Origin of the sequence: Collinsella sp. AM17-1, from assembly GCF_003470665.1 — a bacterium.
Classification (GTDB): domain Bacteria; phylum Actinomycetota; class Coriobacteriia; order Coriobacteriales; family Coriobacteriaceae; genus Collinsella.
Window position 1 is genome coordinate 1 of record NZ_QRJZ01000002.1, and the last position, 23,230, is coordinate 23,230.

18 protein-coding genes and 1 pseudogene are annotated in these 23,230 nt (G+C 55.8%); 16 read left to right on the plus strand and 3 right to left on the minus strand.

The window, feature by feature from the left end:
- Positions 1–1,577: transglutaminase domain-containing protein (locus DW195_RS01345; protein ID WP_147356470.1), on the minus strand; the 1,577-nt coding region annotated here is incomplete at its 3' end.
- A gap of 746 nt (positions 1,578–2,323) precedes the next feature.
- Between DW195_RS01345 and DW195_RS01350 the strand changes: the two genes are divergently transcribed.
- The 5 genes and pseudogenes from DW195_RS01350 to DW195_RS10720 form a co-directional block, all read left to right on the plus strand.
- Positions 2,324–3,265: a hypothetical protein gene (locus tag DW195_RS01350; RefSeq protein ID WP_118205545.1), complete on the plus strand. Its 942-nt coding sequence runs from the start codon at positions 2,324–2,326 to the stop codon at positions 3,263–3,265.
- Between the two features lie 26 nt (positions 3,266–3,291).
- A complete protein-coding gene (locus DW195_RS10305; RefSeq protein ID WP_147356471.1) occupies positions 3,292–3,633 on the plus strand; it encodes a hypothetical protein in 342 nt (113 codons plus the stop codon).
- A gap of 243 nt (positions 3,634–3,876) precedes the next feature.
- Positions 3,877–4,695 carry a hypothetical protein gene (locus DW195_RS10310; protein ID WP_158567871.1) on the plus strand — a complete coding sequence of 273 codons (819 nt, stop codon included), beginning with the start codon at positions 3,877–3,879 and terminating at the stop codon, positions 4,693–4,695.
- Entirely contained in the window at positions 4,667–5,050 is a 384-nt protein-coding gene (locus tag DW195_RS01355; protein ID WP_199576268.1) for an ASCH domain-containing protein, read from the plus strand. The genes DW195_RS10310 and DW195_RS01355 overlap by 29 nt, the downstream gene beginning before the upstream one ends.
- Before the next feature lie 507 nt (positions 5,051–5,557).
- Positions 5,558–5,875 (plus strand): annotated as a pseudogene (locus tag DW195_RS10720) (3'-5' exonuclease); the annotation flags it as partial.
- 85 nt (positions 5,876–5,960) lie between these two features.
- On the opposite strand, the gene DW195_RS01365 reads toward DW195_RS10720, so the two are convergent.
- The gene (locus DW195_RS01365) at positions 5,961–7,541 is read right to left on the minus strand and encodes a DUF4435 domain-containing protein (RefSeq protein ID WP_158567872.1); all 1,581 of its coding nucleotides are present in this window, start codon (positions 7,539–7,541) and stop codon (positions 5,961–5,963) included.
- Positions 7,542–8,050: 509 nt separating this feature from the next.
- Here DW195_RS01365 and DW195_RS01370 point away from each other — a divergent pair.
- From DW195_RS01370 to DW195_RS01420, 11 genes are all read left to right on the plus strand, one after another.
- Positions 8,051–9,268 carry an ATP/GTP-binding protein gene (locus DW195_RS01370; protein WP_233540789.1) on the plus strand — a complete coding sequence of 406 codons (1,218 nt, stop codon included), beginning with the start codon at positions 8,051–8,053 and terminating at the stop codon, positions 9,266–9,268.
- A 1-nt stretch (position 9,269) separates the two neighbouring features.
- Positions 9,270–9,938 carry an RloB family protein gene (locus tag DW195_RS01375; protein ID WP_118205553.1) on the plus strand — a complete coding sequence of 223 codons (669 nt, stop codon included), beginning with the start codon at positions 9,270–9,272 and terminating at the stop codon, positions 9,936–9,938.
- 346 nt (positions 9,939–10,284) lie between these two features.
- Positions 10,285–12,423, plus strand: coding sequence for a DUF4118 domain-containing protein (locus DW195_RS01380; RefSeq protein WP_118205555.1), 2,139 nt, complete (start codon positions 10,285–10,287; stop codon positions 12,421–12,423).
- On the plus strand, positions 12,420–13,325 hold the full coding sequence (locus tag DW195_RS01385; RefSeq protein ID WP_118205557.1) for a hypothetical protein: 906 nt from the start codon (positions 12,420–12,422) through the stop codon (positions 13,323–13,325). Before DW195_RS01380 ends, DW195_RS01385 begins: the two co-directional genes overlap by 4 nt.
- Complete coding sequence (locus DW195_RS01390) at positions 13,322–15,202, plus strand: DUF2194 domain-containing protein (RefSeq protein ID WP_118205559.1); 1,881 nt, start codon at positions 13,322–13,324, stop codon at positions 15,200–15,202. Before DW195_RS01385 ends, DW195_RS01390 begins: the two co-directional genes overlap by 4 nt.
- Positions 15,199–16,626, plus strand: coding sequence for a GT4 family glycosyltransferase PelF (pelF, locus tag DW195_RS01395; RefSeq protein WP_118205561.1), 1,428 nt, complete (start codon positions 15,199–15,201; stop codon positions 16,624–16,626). Before DW195_RS01390 ends, pelF begins: the two co-directional genes overlap by 4 nt.
- A gap of 3 nt (positions 16,627–16,629) precedes the next feature.
- Positions 16,630–18,174 (plus strand): exopolysaccharide Pel transporter PelG, encoded by a 1,545-nt coding sequence (gene pelG, locus DW195_RS01400; protein WP_118205563.1) that lies wholly within the window; start codon positions 16,630–16,632, stop codon positions 18,172–18,174.
- The gene (locus DW195_RS01405; protein ID WP_118205565.1) at positions 18,164–19,933 is read left to right on the plus strand and encodes a CotH kinase family protein; all 1,770 of its coding nucleotides are present in this window, start codon (positions 18,164–18,166) and stop codon (positions 19,931–19,933) included. Before pelG ends, DW195_RS01405 begins: the two co-directional genes overlap by 11 nt.
- Positions 19,920–20,711, plus strand: a complete 792-nt coding sequence (locus DW195_RS01410) for a polyphosphate polymerase domain-containing protein (protein WP_118205567.1) — start codon at positions 19,920–19,922, stop codon at positions 20,709–20,711. Before DW195_RS01405 ends, DW195_RS01410 begins: the two co-directional genes overlap by 14 nt.
- Positions 20,712–20,714: 3 nt before the next feature.
- Positions 20,715–21,380 (plus strand): DUF4956 domain-containing protein, encoded by a 666-nt coding sequence (locus tag DW195_RS01415; protein ID WP_118205569.1) that lies wholly within the window; start codon positions 20,715–20,717, stop codon positions 21,378–21,380.
- A gap of 111 nt (positions 21,381–21,491) precedes the next feature.
- The gene (locus DW195_RS01420; RefSeq protein ID WP_158567874.1) at positions 21,492–22,484 is read left to right on the plus strand and encodes a PLP-dependent transferase; all 993 of its coding nucleotides are present in this window, start codon (positions 21,492–21,494) and stop codon (positions 22,482–22,484) included.
- 223 nt (positions 22,485–22,707) lie between these two features.
- Here the strand turns inward: DW195_RS01420 and DW195_RS01425 are convergent, their stop codons facing one another.
- Positions 22,708–23,055 carry a winged helix-turn-helix domain-containing protein gene (locus DW195_RS01425; RefSeq protein WP_118205573.1) on the minus strand — a complete coding sequence of 116 codons (348 nt, stop codon included), beginning with the start codon at positions 23,053–23,055 and terminating at the stop codon, positions 22,708–22,710.
- Positions 23,056–23,230 lie beyond the last annotated feature (175 nt).

Sequence of the window (23,230 nt, forward strand, 5' to 3'; positions counted from 1 at the left end):
GACACGGCCATCCGGTCGTCGAGGGCGGTCGCGAGGCGGTAGGGGCCGTCGTCAATCATCCTTCCCAATGCTGCTGTTTTGTATTCAGCATTCAGCTCGTACTTAGCGCTCCATTTGCTGTTTGATTCTTTTGAGACGTTAGATTCCGCCGTTAGTTCAACTTTGGCGCTACCAGTCTTCCATCCCTTCAGGCTTATCGCGTACGCAACAATCCCATTCTGAATCCCCGAAATACTAGGCGGGATAGACTGATTGTCGGCATCGATAGAAAAGCTCTCTTCCTTGGCATCCAAGTGCTGCTGAATGCGCTCAGCATACTTCTCTGCCCATTCATCGGCTTTGCCGTTTCGCGCAAAGTAATTGTTGGAAAGGTCGGTCGAGCGGTAGGCGTAGTCGTTCTTCTGGTAGTTAGCCGTGTGGTCGGAGTGAGCGATTGCCATGAGCTCGTCGGTCAGGCCAAAGTACAGATGGCGCTGATCCAGGTCGCCGTACCAGTTGTCGCTGGTGTCGTCCCAGGTTGGGTCCATCTGGCACCATTTGCCGTCGATCTTTACGGCGTTCCAGGTGTGGCCGTTGCCGGTGATGCGGCCGTTGGCGATGCCCGCGGCGTCAAGGAGCTTGGAGTAGATGCGCTGGTAGCTCTCGCAGGTGCCCTGGTGGCGCGTGAGGCCGCTTTCGGCCGAGCACCAGTTGAGGCTGTGGTCGTACTCCAGCTGGTCGAGCGTCCAGTCGTGGAGCCATAGCGCCATGTCGTATTCCGAGCCGTTTGTCTCTTGCCTGCACTGGGCCACGGCGTCGTTGACGATCTGCGTGACGCTTGGGCGGACGGCGTCGTTTACGGTCACCTCTGCCGTGGTGCGCAGGTAGTAGATCCCCTTGTCGTTTTGGGGGTCGTTTCTGTCGTTGTCCATAAAGTAGAAGTAGATGCGGTACGTGCCCGATGCCGTGAAGTCAAAGGTAAAGTCGTGGCCCGTGGAGCCCAGGCTGTAGTAGCTGGACCATGCCGGGCGCGACGGGTCGCAGACGCTTTCATGGCTGCCGCCGTCCCAGTAGGTGGGCACGTCCATGCGCGCCTTGGCCTGGGACGAGCCGTTGGTTTGGGTTACGTGGAAGATCGTCGCGGTGCCCGCGGGGGCGTCGTTCCACGAGACGGTGAAGGTGACGCCGTTTTGGCTTGCCGTGGCGGAGTGGGCGTAGGTGGTTTGTGACGTGGTGGAGATTGCGGCGGGCGTGCCGTTGGTTTGGGCGCGGAGGGATGGGGTGGGGGTGCCGGGTGTGGCGGTGGTGGCCGTGGGGTTTGCGGTGTTGGCGGTGGCGGTGCCGTCAGCGCTTTCCGTGTTGACTGCGCTGGTGCCGGTAGATGTTGCGGTGCTGTCCTCTACGGTATCTGTTGTCGCATTTGAGCTTGTGCCGTCTTCAGCCTTGCCTGTGTCGCTACTCGTGGCGTCGGCTTGCGCCTGCTGCTCGGCTGTTGCCCGAGGCTGCATGGCTTCTGCGATGGCCGCCATGGGCATCGTCGCGCTGACCATGGACGTGCACGCGATCGCGCAAAGCAGGTAGTAAAGGGGTCGTTTCATAGCGGAGCCTCTCGGTGAGCAGCCAATAGGGTCCGAAGGCAGCTCCAGGCCAGCACTCCGCAAATATTTTGTTGGGTTTATTTTACGGGAACACCAGTCAACATCAGCGAACTTTCTGGGGAATGTTGGGGAGGGTGTTTGGCTGCCCGGTGACGTTGTGGCGCGTGCTCGATTGTCTATGCGTACCTAGGAAGCTCCAATACGAGGCTGTCTGCACTTCTTCGATACCCGACGTCGGAACCTTCCAAGAAAAGTCTCGAGGATGCTACCTACGTCTAACCCTGTGTGGTCGAATTCTTCAATTATTCGTCCAGGGTTGTTCTTGTCTTTGAGCTTTAGTCGCCACTTGGCTGGCTATGTCCCGAAGATTTGGTGCAGGCCGAAAGCGTTAAATTATTGACGAGCTTTCGCTTGTCCTAGCCGGAGGCGGATACTTCCGTTAGAGATTTTCGGAGCCAGACGTCGCGGAAGCGGTTTGGCAATACTCTCCTGATTCAGACGACATTCTCTACTGCGAAGACAAGACGGACTTGTCCTCTGCGTCGGCTAATCCCTTCTACTGTGGTGCCAGGACTATCTTGTGGAACATGCGATACATATGCTGTGTTAGAAGAAGGAGGGAGTGACGGCGAGATGCAATTCTCCATGAGTGATCGTCATGAATGTGCACGTCGTTGCTTTGGTTGGCGCATATCGAAGGTTAAACTTGAATCGGGTTTATATAGATTAGCGTAGGGGAGATTGGCTTGGCACAGCGTAAGTATGATAGCTTCGCCGTTGGAATTCTAAACGACGGTAATGCGGCGGTGCACATTGATTTGTCAATCAATGTATGGGCCGATGTCAGACATTCCTCTGAAATAGATTTTGGTATTCAAATCCCTCACAAGGATGATATCTCGGGGTTTTTCATTTTCTTCCCTTTCGAGATTGAAAAGAACGATGTCGTAGACCTTACTTCCTCGTTTCGTGATAACGGATTCGTTCAGGTTTTATTTAATCAGGATTGTGAAACTAAATGCCGTTTTGACCGAACGATTGTTACGGATGACTGTGGTAATTCATTATTGATCCTTCCTATTTCGCATAACGACAGCTTGGTTGTCGATAATCTGGAGGGAGGATCCTTGCTTTTGTTTCGTTACGATCCCTCGGTCCTTCCTCGCGACTACACATCTTTGTACTTTAGAATACGATTGCCATTCGTTTCGCTTGATGGCTTGCTATCTGGTCCTGCTGATATGAGAGAGGTAATAACAGGACCTATCGTTCCTTTTCGTACCATGAGCTCAGTTGCCGTCAATCAGGTTAGAGGTCTTCCGAGTTCAGTTGTTCGTAGGCTTGTTGAATCGAAAACCGACATCGGCGAAACGCATATTGCAGTAATTGCCCCGCGGCAATGGGAGATAAATTCCTTTCTTACGCCTTATAGGGTGAGGCCGTTGGAGAATATCGCTTGGGAAAAATATCAGCCCCGGTTGAAAGGCGGCATTACCATCCCGCACTCAAAAAGCTGCGATATGTTTGTATATCAGTGGCTCATATCTGACAGCAATACTTCGTTACAGCTAGAGTTTTCGCGGAAACGTATCACTTTTCTTACTTTGCTTTTTTACCTTGCTATCCTCTTTCTATTAAACCTTCTGAGCGAAGTTCTGATTCGTTTAGTTTTTGCGATCGCCGAATAGGTCGTCCTATATATGATTGGATTGTCATGACGAAGAGCACGGTAGCCACGCTGAAAATTCGACCATCTATTTTCAATTTGATTCGCAATGGCATGAAAGAATATGAAATCAGAGACTCTTCGTTAGAGGGAGTCGATGTTATATGCTACTTGGATAGCGAGACAGGCGCATTCCTCGGATCTTTTATTGTTGGTGACGTTGAGTGTGTTGACCGAGGTGCCGATCAACGGACTATTGAACGTTCCGGGGTTAATGTAGAAACCTTCTATGACTTGTTTCCTCCCGTTTCGGTTGGGGGGCCTGAAGTTTTGTGGGTTGCCAAACTTCAAAGACCCGTTGATATCAATGATGCACTAGGGATTGGTTGAGACTATGGTTCAAGACGATTACATCCAACCGCTACCGTTTTCGGAAGTAAACCTGGACGACTCCTTTTTCGATAGCCTCAGATGCTCTTATGCTGGTTTTGATGAATGGTTTAACAGGAAAGCGCTAGGTGGAGAGTACGCTTTTTTGCATTCGATTCGTGCAGCAATCTGATTGCGATGCTTTATCTTAAAGAAGAAAGTGGTCTTGAAGAGGGCGTAATTCCTCGGATGGACTTTCCTCGCTTGAAGATCGGAACATTCAAGGTAGATTTCGATCATCATACGGGAATTGGAAAGCGCCTGCTTGCAATATCTTTACGCGACTTTGCCAGATCTGGGTTGGATTTCGTTTACGTCACTATGCATGAAAACGAGAACACCTCTTCGCTGGCTAAGTTGTTATACAAATATGGTTTTAGTTATTGGGGATCCAAAGATCAAGAGACGGTTCTGTACAAGACCCGTTCTTGTTCTGATGATAACGCTTTCATTCGTTATCCGTTCGTAAGTCGTTCTGTGGGTAACTGCTGGATATTGTCTATACGCCCTGAATATCATAAGGATTTATTCGGGGATGTTCATTTAACAAGTGAATATGGTCAGCCCATTATTGATGAAAGTTGCCTGAACTCGATTGAGAAGATATACCTTTCCGGTTCGCAGAATGCCGCGGATATGGCGGTAGGCGATAAAGTTGTTATATATCGTACTTCAGATGGTAAAGGCTCGGCTTATTATCGTTCAGTTGTGACATCTGTGTGCACGGTTGTTAAAGTTGTCAATCTTAATTTTTTCAGGGATGAGACGGATTTCCTTAAGAAGGTTCGCGGTAAAACGGTTTTCACAACAGAAGAATTGAGGCGCTTTTGGCAAACGAGAAGCTATCCTTGGTTGGTATGCCTCCTGTTCAACTTCCCATTGAAGCGTTATCCTAACCGCAAGCAATTGTTGGATTGCGGGTTTATTGATACCGAGCGTCTTGTTTGCGAGCGTATATCTCAAGATGACATGGATGGAATAATGGCGTTGGGGAATGCTGATGAAAGCTTTATTGTCGATTAAATCCGAGTTTGTTAAGCGGATTTTATCTGGTGAAAAAAAATATGAATACCGGCGTCGTGTGTTTGCCCGCGACGATGTTGAAGCGATCGTAATTTATGAGACGCTTCCAGTCGGTCGCGTTGTTGCTGAAGTCGAAGTTGAAAAGGTTCTCAAAGATACTCCGTCCGCGTTATGGGAAGAAACTCATAAAGACTCAGGAATTACTGAACAGTTTTTCTTTTCTTATTTTTCTGGGCTTGAGCAAGCCTGTGCTATTGAGCTCGGAAACGTCAGGCTTTTCGATAACCCGCTTTTACTGTCTGAATACAATCCCGATCTGACCCATGCTCCTCAGTCATTTGTTTACGTTGAGTAAGAAAGTCCGTTTCTAATTGCAACGTGGAACCGCTGTTATTCCACTACGGCACCGGAGCCGATGTGGACTCCGGTGCCGATTTGTTGCTGGCGGTCTGCCTATGCAGTTGAGGAGTACAAGATACTTCAGCATGATTAGTGTCATGGGCTCACAGCCGCGGGGAATAGCGTGTCTTTTACTGGGTTGTTGAGGCTGAATATCATATAACGGCACTGTCAATATTGCGCTGGGCGCCGGTGCCGAAACCGATCGCGGTGCCTTTTTGTAGCTAGAGGCCAGCTCCGTAGTGCTACCGCTCGCTAAATACTTCACAGCGAAGCCTTTCTGCGGTCAGTATGCAGAAAGCAAGCGGAAACACCTTACAAATGACTGCGTCGCGATGGGCCCGTCTGAGCGTTTCGACTATATCGTGAGCATCTTTTCCGAGGGCTCCCCGCGGCGTTTCTCCGATTACCTTGATGTAGATATCTCGATGATGACCATTCACTCCGCTAAGGGCTCGAGTGGGACACTGTTTTCATTCCGGGCGTTACGCGTTTTGATTGGCCTGGAGTGATTTGCTCTCGGTGCGAAAGTGCTGGTATGTGCTCGCGTTCTGCGCATGGATGTCGGATCGTGGATGCGAAGAAAATGCCAGATGGGCTTATTGAGGAAACGGGCCTGCTTTACGTCGGCGTCACTCGCGCCCGCAAAGCGGTATATGTCTCCGCTTCTATGCAGCGCAGAACAAGTTACGGGAACTATCAGGTTGCCTGTCCCTCTTGTCTAACGTCTCTTCCGGGCATTGAGCCTGTAAGCTTGACGGTCATGGACGGGGAGGTGTGATTTGTGGCGGTATGGAGCGTGCCTGTTGTTGGCGCGAGCTCCGGTCAGTGGCCTGGCCGGAGCTCGCTGGGTGTGAAGAGGCCGTTCAGTGCGAAATATAGTGCCTTAGGGCTTCGGAAAGTTCGTCTCTCAGGTCGCCTTCCAACAAGGAAATTGCACGATCGACATAGATTTTGTTATCAATACCAAAGTAACGCCCAACGCTTGTTGCAAGAGACTTGTCGTTAAATAGCCCGAGAATCTCATTGTAATCATGGTCTTCAATGGCCTGTTGATATCTGTCGTTAACGTTCTTTTCTATGCTCGCAATATCAATTAAGGATGCTATGCCATCCGCAGTCAACTGCTCATTATCCGAAATAGTTATTCCGGAAAGCACTTCCTTTACGCCTGCTACAAGCGCTTCCGATGTCTGCTTCTTTGCTTGTTTGCTGAACCTTTCACTTACATATGTCTTAATGCTGGAAAAGGTCTTATCTGCATCAGCACCGAAACGTTGAGATAGAATCTGCACCGCTTCTTTGGTGAGAAAGAGATTTTCAACTTCTGCGACCTTGAGGTGGAAGATCCCCTTTTCCTTAAGGGCGTTGAGCTGTTTCTCGGTTTTAAAGTCTCTGTCTATGATGCCCCGGGCCTTTATGGCATGAAGGCTTGAGGTGCGATTATATGCCTTCACATTATTGATGACCTGCTCGCATTCGCCGGAAGGGACTACATAACAATCGGGAAAGAGTGCGGAATAGATCCGCTTGTCGTAACTTCCTTCGGTTCCTTCAACGAATAGGACCTCTTTCCGGTTGCCAAGGAGCTCTATTAAGAGCTCCTTTGGAAGGTCGCTATCGGGAAGCGTTTCTAATTCCCATTTGGTGCCATCGAAATTCTTAACCCAGATGATATCCGAGCTTCGGTGTGTTGAAGCAAAATTAACATCGTGGGTTATGTAGATAAAGAGGCAGTCTGGGCGCGACTGCTCTAGGGAAGTCCAGAGTCGTGCCATAAGCGATGGGTGCAAATGAACCTCAGGCTCATCCATGATGATTATTTTGTCGTTTGGGACACAAAGAACTTGTGCGGCAAGATATAGCACTGAACGCTCGCCGTCACTCATTTGCGTTGCGCTGTAGCGATCCGTTTTACTTTGGGAGTACGCGTAGAAGGCCGCGTCTTCCTGCTCGATCTTTCTTTGAGGAAAGACTTCATCCCAAATTACTTTAAGCTTATCTAGTGCTGTTTTCGGTAGAGGGGGCCTTTCTGCAGAAATAGACTCTGCATACCTGCATTCATCAATAAACCGCTGGTTTTCAAGATTTACTTGTGCGATGAGGGCTGCTAAAACATCGTCAAAATCGTCGAGTAGCTTTGTTGTGTAGCTTTCACCCCATCCCCATCGAACTTGTTTGTTCTTCTGGGAGCCGCCGTAAAAAACTTTATCTTCTGCTTCCGCAAAGCTTTTTAAAGGGACTCTCTCGGAAAAATTGATATCGCGTTGTGCTGTAATTCGATGGACCTTTTCGAAATCTTGTTGCTCTATCCAAGCGCCGAGCTTTGATTTACCGGACCCATTTGGTCCGATAATAACAACGGAGTTGACTTGGGCAACACGGCAGGACTTTATGTTGTCGGTATTGGGTAGCCAATACTCATATTTTGGTCTGCTTTCTGTCAATTGCCTCACCCAGTTAATGACGATTATGGACTGATTTAATAATATTATTAATAAGCCCGATGGCCTGATTAATCCAGCTCTACATGACCATACTCTTCGATTTTGCAGCCAGGTCTGTACTCGTCGGGTTTTAGGCACCACTCGACCAGTTGCGATCCGATGATTCGATATTCGCATTGGAACGCATATTTGGGCGTTTTGAAAACGAGGTTGTGCGGAATGGTGCTTCACTTCATTGAGGTGTATAGAATATAGCTAAATACAAAAGCTTTTTGGGAGCTTTAAGGGTGACGCTTTCTGTTAGAGAGTGTTGCCCTTTTTTCATGCATGTAATGCGCGACGGGCTAGCTAAACGCCATTCCGGCAATTGGATGGTCGAGTATGGACGGTTTGCACCTTGCGCCTGCTGTCATTGGTGTAGAAAGCACTTGATTTAGCTTACTTAAAGTCTATAATCAAAGAAAAACTCTGATATACCTTTTAAAACAATGAAAAGAATGTTGAGTACCATGCTTTGCCAGTTCACCTTCAGGAACTATAGATCCTATCGCGACGAGACCGAGCTTTCCATGCAGGCAGCATCGATGAGGGAGTTCGAGCGCTCCCTCATAGAGTGCCCTGACGGGCAGAGTTTTCTTCCGGTGGCTGCGGTGTACGGACCTAACGCTGGCGGCAAGTCTAACCTGCTCGAGGCGCTTGACTACATTCGTTCGGCGGTGGCCAGGCCGATCAGATTGCTGTCTGCCAGCACTGATGCGCCAGAGGGTAACCGTCCTTCGATACCACGTTGCTCTGCGTTTGAGTTCGATGAAGTGTCGGCTGCTGAGCCCACCGAATTCGAGCTCTACTATCGCGCGGGTGAGCACGAGTACCGCTATGCCCTGTCCGTGCATGCGGACGAGATCGTGTCCGAAGGCCTGTGGCGGCGAAAATTGGGAGCGTCACGCACGGCGCTGCTGTTCGAGCGTGAGGGCGCAGAGGTTGAACTCGGTCCCACACTGCGTAAGCTCGTGACGGCCGCGAGATTCAACCCGAGGCTGCCGTACCTGTCGTTTCTCTGCATCAACTTTGACGCGCCGGTGGTCAAGGAGGCTGCCAGCTGGTTTCTTGACGGGGTGTTCCTGAACTATAACAGCTCCTATCTGGAGCAGATGCTCGAACAATTGCTCGATGAGGATGACTCACCCGAGGTCACGCGTTTTTTGCGCGCCGTTGATGTACGTATTGATGGCTTCAGAGTGGAGAGGGCGCCGGAGTGGCGCGGCCAGCGCGTCTTCGTGAGGCACGAGGTGGGCGGCAAGGCGTACGAGCTGCGTTTATCCGAGGAATCTGCCGGAACCCAGAAGCTCATGGGGTTGGCTGCGTATCTGATGACAGCGCTTGAGCGTGGTGGCACCGTTGTGGTAGACGAGCTCGACGCCAAACTGCACCCGAAGCTTCTTCGCTATGTGATTCTGCTGTTTAAGGATCCTGGGGTCAACAAGAGTGGCGCGCAGCTCATCTTCTCGTCCCAGGATGTGTCAACCATGCGAAACGATGTGTTCCGCCGTGACGAGATATGGTTCGCTGCGCGCGGCGAGGGGGAGGCGAGCCAACTGTGGTCTCTCGCCGACATCCACGAGGCAAACGGTAATCTGGTAAGCAAGAACGCGGCTTTTGACAAGCAATACCTGTCCGGTCGCTACGGCGCCGATCCGTATCTCACCCGCATCGAGGAGTGGGATTAGCATGGTGGCGAAGAAGTCGAAGGACTGGCGTAGCGGCAAGCGAGAGGGCCGCTCGCGCATGGTTCAGATGACGCGTCATCTTGTAGTGAGCGAGGGCAAGGAGACCGAGCCTCGCTACTTTGAGGGTGTGCGTGCGGCGTTGGGCGCGGCGAACGAGCGTAAGGTTGCCATTGTCGTTAAGGGGACCGGCAAACACACGCTTGACCTACTTGACTTCGCCGTCGAACACTGCCGCTATGCGCCCGAGACATTCGACCATGTGTGGCTCGTGTATGACAAGGATGACTTTCCTGCGTCCGATTTTGACGCGATGGAGCGCAAATGCGACGAGCTCTCCGATGGTTCGAGGACCTTCCATGCGTTGTGGTCGAACCCCTGCTTCGAGCTGTGGCTGCTTCTGCACTTTTGCTACACGACCGCGCATATGTCCGCGTCCGACTGCCAGCATGCCCTCGCGCAGGAGATGTCGAGAGACCTGGGCATCGAGTACCGCAAGAACTTGGACGGGCTGTTCGAGGTGGTGGACGGCAAACGAGGCGAGGCATTGCAGCGTGTTGGGCGCCTCGTCACATACCATAGGGGGCTGGGTAACGTTAAGCCATCTGCGCAAAACCCTGCAACTAAGGTGGGCGAAATTTTCGATGTAATCGGGCCGTATCTGGCTGGCTAGTCGAGTCTGTGGATTGGCTTTCCGGTTAGGGCGATTGGCGGATTGTGATGCGCGATTGCAAATCCGGTGCGTAGGAGAAGTGCGGAGAAAAATCGAAACTCGCCGAGCATAGCCCGATTTCAGGCAACAAAACCGCAGGTCTCGGATGTCTAAAACAGGGGTCTGGTCGACCGTTCTCGGTTTTTCACCGTACTTCCGGATTGGGTGCTCATTTAGCACTCTCGATGTCCCCACATCCTCTAAAAAAGTTCTTAAAACAGCCTTAAAGGTGCTCTGGCTCGCGTTGACAGCGTAAAATACGCATGTTTGACTATGAACAAAGTGGATTTTAGGGGAGGGGTGCGCCATGGAGGTGCTGGTTGTTGGCAACACCGCATATGTTGACGATGACTTTTGCGCCAAGGCATTCCCTGGGGACCACGTTAAGGTTGTAGCCGCGCAGGAAGCGCGCCGCGATGAGTCGTCGCCCCATGCCTCGTGGAAAGAGCTGCTCCAGCACTTGGAGCAGGCCTACGAGTTCGACCGCGTGGTCTACCTGTCTAATTACCTTACCCCGCATACCGATACCGTGGGCGATATCGAGCTGCTGCGCTCGGTCTTTCGTACGTGCGCGGGTCGCCGGGTCCAACTGCTGTATGTAGCGGGGCCCGCGGGTGCCGAGGGTGCCGCCGATGCCGCGGGGCGAACGGGCAAGGGCATTATCGCGCACGCAGCCAACGACCTGTGCCGCTACTACGCTGCTCGCGAGGGCGTGCAGACCAAGATCCTGCGCGTGCCGTTCCTGTATACCGCGTCTGCCGCGCTGGAGGACCCGTTTTTGGTGCCGCTGTTCGACGCGTGCTCAACCGGATCGGTCGCTCTGCAGGGCGCGCAGGATGCCGCGTTTCCCCTGCTGTGTGCCGAGGAGCTTTCGGTGCTGGTACGCCGTATCTTTGACAGCTGGAATGGTAACTTTGAGACGCTCGACGTAGCCGATACCTTCCATCATACGGCGGGCGAGGTGGGCGAGGCCCTCAAGGCACTGTTCCCAGGGCTCTCAGTTGCCTATGGCGATTCTGCCGGCTACGCCCTGCCCGCCAGCGACGTCGCTCGCGTGCGCTATGGCTGGTTTCAGCGCTACGACTTGCTGCGCGACCTCTCGACCATTCAGGCTCGCTGGGATGCTGGCCGTGCAAAGAAGGTCAACCCCTTGCGCGCGGCCATCGACCGCATTCAAATGCGCACGCTGCCTGTCAAATGCCTGGAGACGGCAGCCGCCTGGGTGCTCTTTGAAGTGCTGGAGCGCTTGTTCTCCCAATCGACCCAGCTCAACGTGCTCGATTATCGCCTGCTCTACGTGGTGCTCATCGGCACGCTGTATGGCTTGGACTTTGGCCTGGTTGCGGCGCTGCTGGCGTCGGTGGGGTTGGCCGCGAGTTACTTTACTCTGTACGGCTATACCTTCCAGGGCCTGTTCTACGAGCCGTCCAACTGGCTGCCGTTTATCGCGTACTTTGTTGTGGGTGCCGTGTGCGGCTATGTGCAGCTGCGCAACAGCGAAGCCATTAGGGCGGAGCGCGATCAAAACGAGCTCGTGCGCAACCGCAATACGTTCCTTACGCAGCTCTACCATGACGCGATCGAGGACAAGCGCGCGTACAGGCGCCAGATCGTGGGTCGCCACGACAGCTTTGGCAAGATCTTTGCCGTAACGCAGGAGCTTGACGTCTTCAACCCACGCGACATCTATCGCAAGTGCTGCGAGCTTCTGGGCGAGATCCTCGAGAACGATTCGGTGGCGATCTACCATGTTTCGGGCGGAGCATTTGCACGCCTGGTGGCAGCAAGTCCCGCGATTGCCGAAGATGCCGCACGCTCGCTCACGCTTGAGCAGCTTGCACCTCTTTTGGGCGACGGGGGTCGTTCGAATCTGTGGGTGAACCGCGAGCTGACGCCGGGGCTTCCCATGTTTGGATACACGATCGAGCGCGATGGGGCACCCGCCGTGTTGATCTTTGTGCGTAGTGCGGCCGAAAACCAAATGACGCTCTATTACCAAAACCTGTTCCGCATCTTGTGCGGCCTGGTCGAAAGCGCGCTGGGCCGTGCCTTTGACTATGAGGCGGTGGCACAGGATAAACGCTGCGTTGACGGCACTTGCGTGCTCAAACAGGCTGCCTTTGGCCAAGAGCTCGCGGCCGAGCAGGCGCTGGCAGATGGCAAGATGGGCAGCTTTTTGCTCCTGCGCGTGGTACCGGGCATGGAGCCTGTCGGCGAGCTGGTGGGCGCAATTGGGTCGGCAATCCGCGAGAGCGATGCGGCGGGCTTGGTCGACGGCGACGTGCTTTACCTGCTTATGCGCCAGGCAAAGGCGTGCGATCTGCCCATTATCCGCGAGCGCCTGAGTGCAAAGCAGCTTGCGGTGGAGCCCGTCGACGGCGAGGACATCGTGGCGCTGCTGCGGCATATTGCTGACACCGGTGACGGTGAGGGGGGTGCCGCTTGATCTCGCTTGTCGTTGCCGCCGTCTTGTTGCTGATTCATGCGCTGGTTTGCCTGGTGCTGTGGACGCTTATGAAGTTGGGCCTGCTGCCGGTGCGCGGGCATATGCTGGCTGTGATAGTGCTGGTGCCGCTGTGGGGCCCGTTGCTGGTGGTTCTGCTATCGGTCCGCGGAACGGCGTTTGGCGAGGGGCTGAAAGAGTCTGCGCTGGAGTCGCTGCGCTTCAACGACGACCTGCATCGTAGTATGTCGGTACCGAGTGGTGAGGACGATGCAGGCGTAGTGCCGCTCGAGGAGGCGCTCATCATCAACGACCCGGCAGAACGGCGCCGCCTAATGCTCTCCATGCTCACCGAGGAGCCCGACGCGTACCTGGCGCAGCTGCAGGCGGCTAAGCTTAACGACGACGTTGAGGTGGCTCACTATGCCGCGACGGCGGTGGTGCAGATCTCCAAGGAGTCCGACCTTAAACTGCAGCAGCTGGAGCGTGCCTTTAAGACGGACCCGAGCGCGCAAAACCTCAACGAATACTGCGATTTTCTTGGTGAATACTTGGGCTCGGGCCTGGCCGAGGGGCGCGTGGCTCAGATTCAGCGCCAACAGTACGCGCGTTTGCTTGCGCGTCGCTGCGAGCGCGAGGACGCCCTTGAGCTTCGCATTCGATACGCGACGGCGCTGGCTGATGTCGGACAGATCGACGAGGCGCAGGCCGTGACCGACCAGCTGGTGCTCGATGTGCCCGAGGAGCAGGAGGTTTGGATGCTTTGTCTGCGCCTTGCGGTGAAGCGCCGCGACGGTGACGAGGTCCACCGCGTGATCGATGCGATTGACAAACAGCATGTATACTTGAGCGCCGCCAACCGCGAGGAACTGGCGTTTTGGCGCAACGGAGAGGAGGCCCGATGAGCGTGGTACAGCATATCCGCGACCGTGCGGGCCATTTTCGCTGGATGGGGCTGCTTGTGGTGTGGGCGGTCTTTATTGCCATGGCGGCCGTGCTGCTGGTGGAGCGCGCCGGCGTGCAGTACAGTGCGGGCCAGCATAAGCTGGGGATGCTTGCCGCCAACGATGCGGTTCCGGCCTCCTCGGCAATATTTGGCCAAAAGCCCACGTGCCTGGTCATTACCGATTCCGATCAAGCTGGCGTCGAGGACGTAAAGGAGCAGTTCGACCAGATTCTGCTCGACATGAAGATCGCGCACCGCGACGTGGACCTTGCGCTGGACGGCGCGGATGCCATTCCCTCGCTGACCTCCTACGATCGCGTGGTTTTGCTCATGCCGTCGCTCGATGGGCTCGGTACGCACCTGAGCGACATTATGAGTTGGGTGAGTGCCGGCGGTTCGCTTATGCTCGCCATGCCTCCGGATAACTCGGGCTATCTGCAAGTGATTGCTCCCAAGCTTGGCATTGAATCTGCCGGATATGACTATGTAAAAGCCGAAAGCATTGTGCCGAGCGAGGACTTTATGCTGGGCGGGGGAGAGCGCTACGAGCTCTCGGACCCCTTTGATTCGTCGCTTTCGGTTTCGCTGCGCGAGACGGCTCGTGTGTGGGCTAAGACCGGCGATGCGGGCGCCCCGCTCATTTGGTCGAATGACTGCGGTAGCGGTCGCACCGTGGTGTGCAATATCGGTATCTATGACAAGGTCATGCGCGGTTTTTACGCCGCGGCGATCAGCCTGCTGGGCGATGCCACGGCCTACCCCGTCATCAACAGCGCCGTCTTCTATCTGGACGACTTTCCCAGCCCCGTGCCCTCGGGCGACGGCACCTATATCAAGCGCGACTACGGGCTTTCTATCGCCGACTTTTATGCCAAGGTCTGGTGGCCCGATCTGCAAAAGCTCGCGCAAAAATATGGCGTTCGCTTTACCGGCGTGATGATCGAAAACTACGAGGACGCGGTCAACCAGACCGAGCCCGCGCGCCAGGCCGATACCACGCAGTTCCGCTACTTTGGCGGCATGCTGCTGCAGATGGGCGGAGAGCTGGGTTTCCACGGCTACAACCATCAGCCGCTGGCGCTCTGGGATACCGACTATGGCACACTGTACGACTACAAGACGTGGAAGAACAAGGAGGCGCTCGTCGCATCTCTTGACGAGCTTATAGCCTTCCAGGACGAGGTACTGCCCAACGCGCATGGCTCGGTCTATGTGCCACCGTCGAATATCCTTTCGGCCCGTGCGCGCAAGCTTATCGGCACTGACGTTCCGCGCATTAAGACCATCGCCAGTACGTATTTTGAGGATGGCACCGACTTGCCCTATGTGCAGGAGTTTGGCGTGGCGAGCGATGGCATTGTGGAGCAGCCACGTATTGTCTCGGGCGGCATGGTCAACGATTCCTATATGCGTCTGGCAGCCGTGTCCGAGCTCAACATGCACTACGTGAGTACGCACTTTATGCATCCGGACGACCTACTGGATCCCGGTCGCGGAGCCAAGGAGGGCTGGGAGGTCTACAAGGGCGGTCTGACCAACTACCTGGAGTGGCTTACCAAGTCTGCGCCCGACCTGCGGCGCCAGACCGGTTCGGAATGCTCGGGCGCCATCCAGCGCTTTTCGTCCGTGACGGTGAGCGTGGATACAAGTGCGGATGCCTGGACGCTCAGCCTGGGCAATTTCCACGACGAGGCGTGGCTCATGTTCCGCGCCAACAACGGCGAGCCTGGTGCAGTCACGGGTGGCGAGATTACGCATCTGACGGGCGATCTGTACCTGGTTAAAGCCACGGACAAGACGGTGACCATTGCACGCAAGGAGGGTGGCGACAAATGAGAATCTGTTTGGTACTCGAGGGTTGCTACCCCTATGTGCACGGCGGCGTATCTACCTGGATGCATGGCTATATCCAGGCCATGCCCGAGCACGAGTTTGTGCTGTGGGTGATTGGCGCGCATGCTGCCGATCGCGGCAAGTTTGTCTACGAGCTGCCTGGTAACGTGGTCGAGGTACACGAGGTGTTTCTGGACGACGCCCTGCGGCTTTCGGGCGAGCAAGAAGAGGCCGACTTTAACGCCCGCGAGCGCGAGGCGCTACGCCGCCTGGTGTCGCTCTCCAATCCGGACTGGGACGTGCTGTTCGATATCTTCCAGCGCCGCCGCGTGCATCCGCTCTCATTTTTGCAGAGTCGCACATTTATGGATATCTTTCGCGACGTGTGCCTGGCCGAGTACCCCTACACGCCCTTTGCCGATGCATTCCACACCATGCGCTCCATGTTGCTTCCCGTGCTCTACCTGTTGGGCAGCAAGGTGCCGGTGGCCGATGTGTACCATGCCATCTCGACCGGCTACGGTGGCCTGCTCGCCTGCCTTGGCTCAAGCGTTCACCATGCGCCGGTGCTGCTGACCGAGCATGGCATCTATACCCGTGAGCGCGAGGAAGAGATCATTCGCGCCGACTGGGTGGTGCCCTCGTTTAAGGACCGCTGGATTCGCTTTTTCTACCTGCTTTCGGAGGAGATCTACCGTCGCGCCTTCCGCGTGACGAGTTTGTTCCATAACGCCCGCAAGACGCAGATCGATATGGGCTGCGATGCGGACAAATGCCTGGTTATTCCCAACGGCATTCAGTTCAACCGCTTTAAGGACATTCCCTTAAAGCCCAATGACGGCTGGGTGGACATTGGCGCGGTGGTGCGCCTGGCGCCCATCAAGGACGTCAAGACCATGATCTATGCGTTCTTTGAGCTGCATGAGCGCCTGCCCAAGGTGCGCCTGCACATTATGGGCGGCGTGGACGACGAGGAGTACGGCGCCGAGTGCCACGCGCTGGTCGATACCCTGGGCGTGAGCGACCTGATCTTTACCGGCCGCGTCAACGTGGTCGAGTACATGGAAAAGCTCGACTTTACCATTTTGACGAGCATCTCCGAAGGTCAGCCGCTCAGCGTGCTGGAGTCGCTTGCCGCGTGTCGTCCCTGCGTGACGACCGAGGTGGGCTGCTGCCGTGAGTTGCTCGAAGGCGCTCCGGGCGATGACTTTGGCGTGGCAGGTTTTGTGACGCCGCCTATGTATCGCAAGGGCTTGGCCGATGCCATGGAGCGCATGTGCAAAAGCCGCGCCCGTCGTATCGAGATGGGGGAGCGCGGCCAGCGTCGCGTTGCCACGTACTTTTTGCACGAGCAGATGCTCGCCAACTATCGCGCGCTGTACGACGAGACGGCGCGTGCGTTTGACCTGCCCAGAGAGGGGGAGTAGCCGGTGGCCGGAATCGGTTTTGAGCTCAAACGCCTGTTTAGGCGCAAGGGTCTGTTTGCTACGATGCGCGCCTATGGCTACGCCGGCATTGTGTGCACGGGCCCCATGCTGCTTGGCGTGCTGCTCCAGGTGGGTATCTTGGTGCTGTGCGGTCTGTGGGGTGTGGGCCGCGCCAACCAGGATCTGCTGGTGTGCATGGTGACCTATACGCTGCTGGCGTCGCTTACGCTCACAAGCTTTTTTTCCATGCCCGTCACGCGCTTTTTGGCCGACATGCTCTTTGCCGAACGCGAGGATGAGATCCTGCCTTCGTTTTGGGGATCTAATGCCATCATGCTCGTTGCGGGCACGGTGCTCTACGGCGTCTTTTTGCTGTTCTCGGGCGCCACGCTGCTGCAGGGGCTGCTGTGCCTGTGGCTTTTCAACATTATGATCGTCAACTGGAACGGTATGAGTTACCTCACGGCCATCAAGGATTACCGCGGTATCCTGTGTAGCTTTGCGGCTGCCATTGGTGTGGCATGCCTGTGCGCCCTGGCCGCGCTGGCACTTGGGCTGCCGCCGGTCGAGGGCCTGTTGGCTTCAATCGCCCTAGGCTACGGCGTCATGCTCGCCTGGGATGTGGTACTGCTGTACCGGTATTTTCCACGGAGTGACCGGAGTCCCTGGCGTTTTTTGCGCTGGCTCGACCAATTTATGCCGCTTGCGCTTACGGGGCTGTTTACCAACTTGGGGCTTTTCGCACACCTGGTTATTATCTGGGCGGGCCCTATTGGCGTGCAGATCAAAGGCCTGTTTTACGGGGCTCCTTACCATGACGTGCCGGCACTCATTGCGTTTTTGACCACACTCGTCACGACCGTCAACTTTGTGGTGTCGGTCGAGGTCAATTTCTATCCGCGCTACCGTGACTACTACAGTCTGTTTAACGACGGCGGCGTGGTGGGCGATATTGTGGTGGCAGAGGAGGAGATGCTCTCCACGCTCAACAGCGAACTGCGCTTTTGCGCACTCAAGCAGCTGTTTGTGACGGCGGCGGTCATTTCGCTCGAGACCACAGTGCTCTCGGCCCTGCCGCTGGGCTTTAACAATCTGATGCACGGGTATTTTCGCACATTATGCGTAGGCTACGGCCTGTATGCCGTGGGCAATACAATCCTGCTGATCTTGCTGTACTTTACCGACTACAAGGGAGCCGTTCTGGCCTCGGGCCTGTTTGCCGGTGTGGCAGGGCTGGCGACCGCCGTGTCGTTGCTTTTGCCGCAGCAGTTTTACGGCTTTGGCTTTTTGTTGGGTGCGGTGGTGTTTTTTATCGTGGCCCTGCTGCGGCTCGATACCTATACCACCAACTTGCCGTATCGTATCCTGAGCCAGCAGCCCATTGTGGCTACTGACAAGACGGGCTGGTTTACCGAACTTGGCCGGGTGCTCGACCGTGTTGAGCAACGCTACGAGGACAAGCGCGTGGGCGGTGGGCCGCGCAGTGCGTTTGAACGTATGGTGGTTCGCCTGTACCAAAAACATTGGGGAGGTTCTGATGATCGATAAGTTGATGTCTCGCCGCTGTCTGATCGAGGCGGCTGCCGGCGCGCTGCTGCTTTCGGGCTGCTCATCTCAGGACGAATCCTCGACAAATAAGGTAAAAAAGCAGGACAAGATTAAAAAGGCCGAGGCCTCCGACCAGTCCAAGCATCTGCGCGATAAGGACGAGCTGTACGAGGTCTACGACGACTCGGACATTGTGACCATGTACCTGACGGTCTCGCGCGGCAACAGCTCCGAGAACACCGACCACAGCTGGGCCGAGATCAACACGTACTCGGTGTATGACTATGCCGACATGGGCGTGACGCGCTATCAGGTTATGGGCCTGCTGCAGCCGGGCGACGAAGACGGCCCGGTGGCCGGCGAGGTTGGCTATGGCGAGGAAGCGCCCAATGCCACCGTGCAGGTGCGCGGCCAGACGTCGAGCTCCTACACGCAAAAGAATTACAAGGTGGAGCTCAAAAAAGGCAAGGGCACCTGGCGCCAACAGCGCGCGATTGCGCTCAACAAGCACATGGGCGAGGGTATGCGTTTTCGCAACAAGATGGCCTACGACCTTATCCGCGGGATTCCCCAGATGATGGGCCTGCGCACGCAGTTTGTGCATCTGTGGGTGTGCGACCAGACCGAAAAGTCCAACGATACCTTTGAGGACTACGGCCTGTTTACGCAGGTGGAGCAGCTCAACAAGACGGCGCTTAAGGCACATGGCCTGGATAAGAGCGGGCACCTGTACAAGGTGAACAGCTTTGATTTCCATCGCTACGAGGACACCATTAAGCTTGCCGACGATCCCGACTACAACCAGGCAAGCTTTGAGGGCATGCTCGAGATTAAAGGCGATACGGACCACACCAAGCTCATCGCGATGCTCGATGCGCTCAACGACGAATCGCAAAAGATCGATGACGTGCTCGACACCTACTTTGATACCGAGAACCTGGTCTATTGGCTGGCGTTTCAGATTCTGACGGGCAACTGCGATACGCAGAACCGCAACTGCTATCTGTACAGCCCGCTCAACTCAAATACCTGGTACTTTTTAGATTGGGATAACGACGGCATGCTGCGTAAGCTTGAGCTGAGTCTGAAGGGGTTCTCGGACTATGCGAGCTGGGAGCGCGGCGTAAGCAACTACTGGGGCAACGTGCTATTCAATCGTGCACTGCGTAGCAAATCGTTCCGCAGCGAGCTCGACCGCGCCGTAAAGGACCTGCGCTCGTATATGACCGAGGCTCGCCTGGCCAAGATGATTAGACATTATCGCGAGGTTACCGAATCGCTGGTCTTTGCTTCGCCCGATATCGACAACCTGCCAGTCACCAAGGACCAATACGAGCAGATTGCCACGGCGATTCCCTCCGAGATGGAGGAGAACTTTAAGAGCTACTGCGAGAGCTATAAAAAGCCCATGCCGTTCTACATTGGCGTGCCGCAGATCGATAACGGTAAGCTGCGCATTAACTGGGATGCGTCTTACGACTTTAGGGCGCGTGACATTCGCTATACCGTGGAGCTGGCGCGCGACTATGCCATCAAGGACGTACTTTTTAAGGCCGAGGATGTGCTGCTTCCCGAGGTGACCTGCGATGCGCCCGATACCGGCCAGTATTTTGCGCGCGTGCGCGCTACCAACTCCGATGGCTATACGCAGGATGCCTTTGACTACTATGTGACCGATGACGGCAAGCACTACGGCATGAAGTGTTTTTACGTGCAGGATGGCGGTAAGGTCGTGGAGGACACGTATGAGGAGGGCTAGCGCGCTGCTTGAGCGCTTGGCAGCTCCGCCTGTGCGTGCCACGCAGGAGCGTTACCGCCATGAGCTCAAATATCTTATTAACGAGGGCGAGCACGCCGCGCTTGCCTGCCGCATGGCGCCGGTTTTTAAACTGGACAAGCATGCGCGGGCGGGCGGCTATACCATTCGCAGCCTGTACTTTGACGACTATTGCAACTCGGCCTACGAGGAAAAAGACGCCGGCATTCTCATGCGCAAAAAGTATCGCGTGCGCATCTATAACGGCAGCGACAAGGTGATTAAGCTCGAGCGCAAAAAGAAGTATGGCAGCTGGATCTACAAGGAGGACGCGCCGCTCACGCGTGGCGAGTTTGAGCAGATTCTGGCCGGTGACTACGACTTTTTGCTGAGGAGCCCCTATCCGCTCTGTCGCGAGTTCTACATCGAGTGCATCTGTAATATGATGCGCCCGCGGACCATCGTGGACTACGAGCGCGAGCCGTGGGTGATGGACGAGGGCACCGTGCGCATCACATTTGATAGCAACGTGCGCGCGGCGGTGGGTAGCTTTGATATCTTTGACGCGACGCTGCCCGCGCTGCCCGTGCTGGAGCCCGGCAAGCTGGTGATGGAGGTCAAGTTTACCGAGTTTTGTCCGCAGCTGGTGCGCGATATGGTGCCGCCGGGTGCGGCCGAACTCACGGCGGTCTCCAAGTACTGCCTGTGTTACGAAAAGACCGCCTACCTGCGCGGATTTAATTACTGGGAATCGGATTTTGAGAACCGAGGGGATATTTAGACCATGAGCACCAGGGACTTTTTTAAGAACTCCGTCTTGGAGGCGTTCGGTCAGGTCGACCCTGCCAAGATTGGCCTGTCGCTGCTCGTGGCGCTCGCCATGGGCATCCTGATCTATTACGTGTACAAGCGCTTTTTTACCGGCGTGGTGTATTCGCGCAGTTTTGCCGTGACGCTCGTGGGCATGTGCGTGCTCACCTGCATGGTCACGCTCGCGATCTCGACAAACGTGGTCATCTCGCTTGGTATGGTCGGTGCTCTGTCTATCGTCCGCTACCGTACGGCGGTCAAGGACCCGCTCGACCTGCTGTATCTGTTTTGGTCCATTACCACGGGCATTACGGCGGGAGCCGGTATGTATGCGCTCGTGGGGCTCACGGCGGTGGTGATCGTGGTGATGATTGCCGGCTTTGCGAGCCACCAGGACAAGGCGCGCGTGTACATGATGGTCATCCACTACACGGGTCAGACCACCGGCGACGATATCGTGCGTGCATTTGGGCGCACCAAGTTCAGCGTCAAGTCCAAGACGATGCGCGGCAACAAAGTCGAGATGGCCGTCGAGGTGTTCTCGGACGGCGTGGATATGCCCTATGCCGACGCCATCCGCGCACTCGATGGCGTGGAGGACCTCACGCTCATCCAGTACAACGGCGAGTACCACGGCTAATTTTGTTCCGGCGTTCTAACGAACGCCGGACCGCTCGACGCTGCTTGCGCTGGCGTGCGGGCGACCTGGATGGGCTTATTTGGTTCAGTTTTATGTAAGGGACGGTGTCGTGTGGACGTGCAACAGCTAGAAGAGGCCTGGGCTATAAGGGCTGGTGCGCGTGAGGCGCGTCTTGTTGCGGCCTCGCATGTGCCGGCGGCACTGTCGCTTCTGGGGATCGTGCGGCCCGGCGATCGCCTGGTGGCCTTTGCGGACGACTTTGCCGATGCGTTTGCCTGTGGCTTTGATGGCTGCGATGTTGCGCTGGTGGGGGAGCCCGCAGCTGCGGCGTTTGCTGCGGCGTCCGAGGGCTTTGATGCATCGTTTGATGCTGGCGCGCCGCATCTGTGGTGGTTCGTCAACTCCATCGGCGGGTTTGGCCTGCGTGTGCCCGACCTTCGTGCACTGGGTCGCGAGGCTCGTGAGGCCCATGCACTGCTTGTGGTTGATAACACTGTGGCGGGCGTCTTTGGGTGCGATCCGCTGCGCTTGGGTGCCGTGCTGTCGCTCGAGGCGCTCGATCGCGTGTGTGCCGGCGTGGCGCCGCGCAAACTCGTTGCCGCTTCGGTGGCGCGCTCGCAGCTCAAGCGCCATCGCGTGGATGCCGCCGCAGAGTGCGCACACGCGTTGCTTGCGGACTGCGGTGCGTCTGTGCTTGGCCTGTCTGCCGAGGAGACCGACGTGCTAGAACGCGGGCTGTCCTCGCTCGATGCTCGCATGCAGGCGCGCTTCGATCGCGCCCGTGCGCTGGCCGAGTATCTGTCTGCTAACGAGATGGTGTGTAACGTTCGCTATCCTGGGCTGGGTTCGCATCCCGATCATGCGGTTGCAACGGGAATCCTCGAGCACGGCTTTGGCCCGGCAGTTGAGTTTGACCTTATCGAGCGAAGTGCGGGTGAGCTGTTCGACACATTGCCGGGGGAGTTCCGCACGTCGCCCGCCGGCGGCGCAACGACACGCCTTTCGGCCCCACGCGGCAAGCAGGGGAGCACCATCCGCCTCTTCGCCGGCACCGACGACCCCCTGCAGGTGGCTGCCACTCTCGATAACGCCCTTCGCAAGTAGCTAATCGGGGTCTGTGTCACGAAAACGGCCTATTTACTACGTTTAAGCAATAGGGGTCGACCACACCCGCCTATTTTGAAAATTACCAAGCTGTTTACCAGCGGTTTTAATTTCATAATGTCCGGTATGGTCGAGGGTATTCAACTAAACGTAGTAGATGGGCCCGTTTTGTGGCGCGATCCTCAACCCGAGGGCGCTGTGGGCTAAAAACCGCCTAAAAGGACTACTCCGCGTTGATGCTGGCGATGAGGTCGTTGGCCTTTGCGGCAATTACTTGGTTGATGCCGGCCTGCAGCTCCTCATAGACTGCTATGGCTCGCTCGCCGGCGAGGGTGAGCGTGGATCCGCGGGCGCCGTCGCGCTCGATGAGCTTGCAGCCCAGCTGGCCTTCGGCTTCGTTTACAATGCGCCAGGCCTTGGAATATGCCATGCCCATGCTCTTGGCGGCACGGTTGAGCGAGTGCTCGCGGGCGATGCCCTGCAGCAGCAAGACGCAGCCGTGGCCGAACACGCCCGGCAGATCCTTGTCGCACGCTTGAATGACCAACTTTGCCGTTGTCTTGTACTCCATGTGCTCCACGTCTCCCCGCTAAAGTGTTTGCTGGGCAAACGCAAAGCCTGCGTCAAACCCTCGTGTGCTCTTCTTAAAACATGCATTGTAGCAGTCAAAGTGCGTTAAGATACTTCCCCAGTATTGGGCGCCCAAGGTTGGGCTGGGTCCTACGAGGCCTGCAGCCGACCGGTCG

Excerpts from the sequence above, each read along its gene's own strand:
- DW195_RS01425 (WP_118205573.1), bottom strand. The coding sequence starts at position 23,055 with ATGGAGTACAAGACAACGGCAAAGTTGGTCATTCAAGCGTGCGACAAG.
- DW195_RS01380 (WP_118205555.1), top strand. The coding sequence starts at position 10,285 with ATGGAGGTGCTGGTTGTTGGCAACACCGCATATGTTGACGATGACTTT.
- DW195_RS01390 (WP_118205559.1), top strand. The coding sequence starts at position 13,322 with ATGAGCGTGGTACAGCATATCCGCGACCGTGCGGGCCATTTTCGCTGG.
- pelF (WP_118205561.1), top strand. The coding sequence starts at position 15,199 with ATGAGAATCTGTTTGGTACTCGAGGGTTGCTACCCCTATGTGCACGGC.
- DW195_RS01405 (WP_118205565.1), top strand. The coding sequence starts at position 18,164 with ATGATCGATAAGTTGATGTCTCGCCGCTGTCTGATCGAGGCGGCTGCC.
- DW195_RS01415 (WP_118205569.1), top strand. The coding sequence starts at position 20,715 with ATGAGCACCAGGGACTTTTTTAAGAACTCCGTCTTGGAGGCGTTCGGT.
- DW195_RS01375 (WP_118205553.1), top strand. The coding sequence starts at position 9,270 with ATGGTGGCGAAGAAGTCGAAGGACTGGCGTAGCGGCAAGCGAGAGGGC.
- DW195_RS01410 (WP_118205567.1), top strand. The coding sequence starts at position 19,920 with ATGAGGAGGGCTAGCGCGCTGCTTGAGCGCTTGGCAGCTCCGCCTGTG.
- DW195_RS01355 (WP_199576268.1), top strand. The coding sequence starts at position 4,667 with ATGCTGATGAAAGCTTTATTGTCGATTAAATCCGAGTTTGTTAAGCGG.
- DW195_RS10305 (WP_147356471.1), top strand. The coding sequence starts at position 3,292 with ATGACGAAGAGCACGGTAGCCACGCTGAAAATTCGACCATCTATTTTC.
- DW195_RS01370 (WP_233540789.1), top strand. The coding sequence starts at position 8,051 with ATGCTTTGCCAGTTCACCTTCAGGAACTATAGATCCTATCGCGACGAG.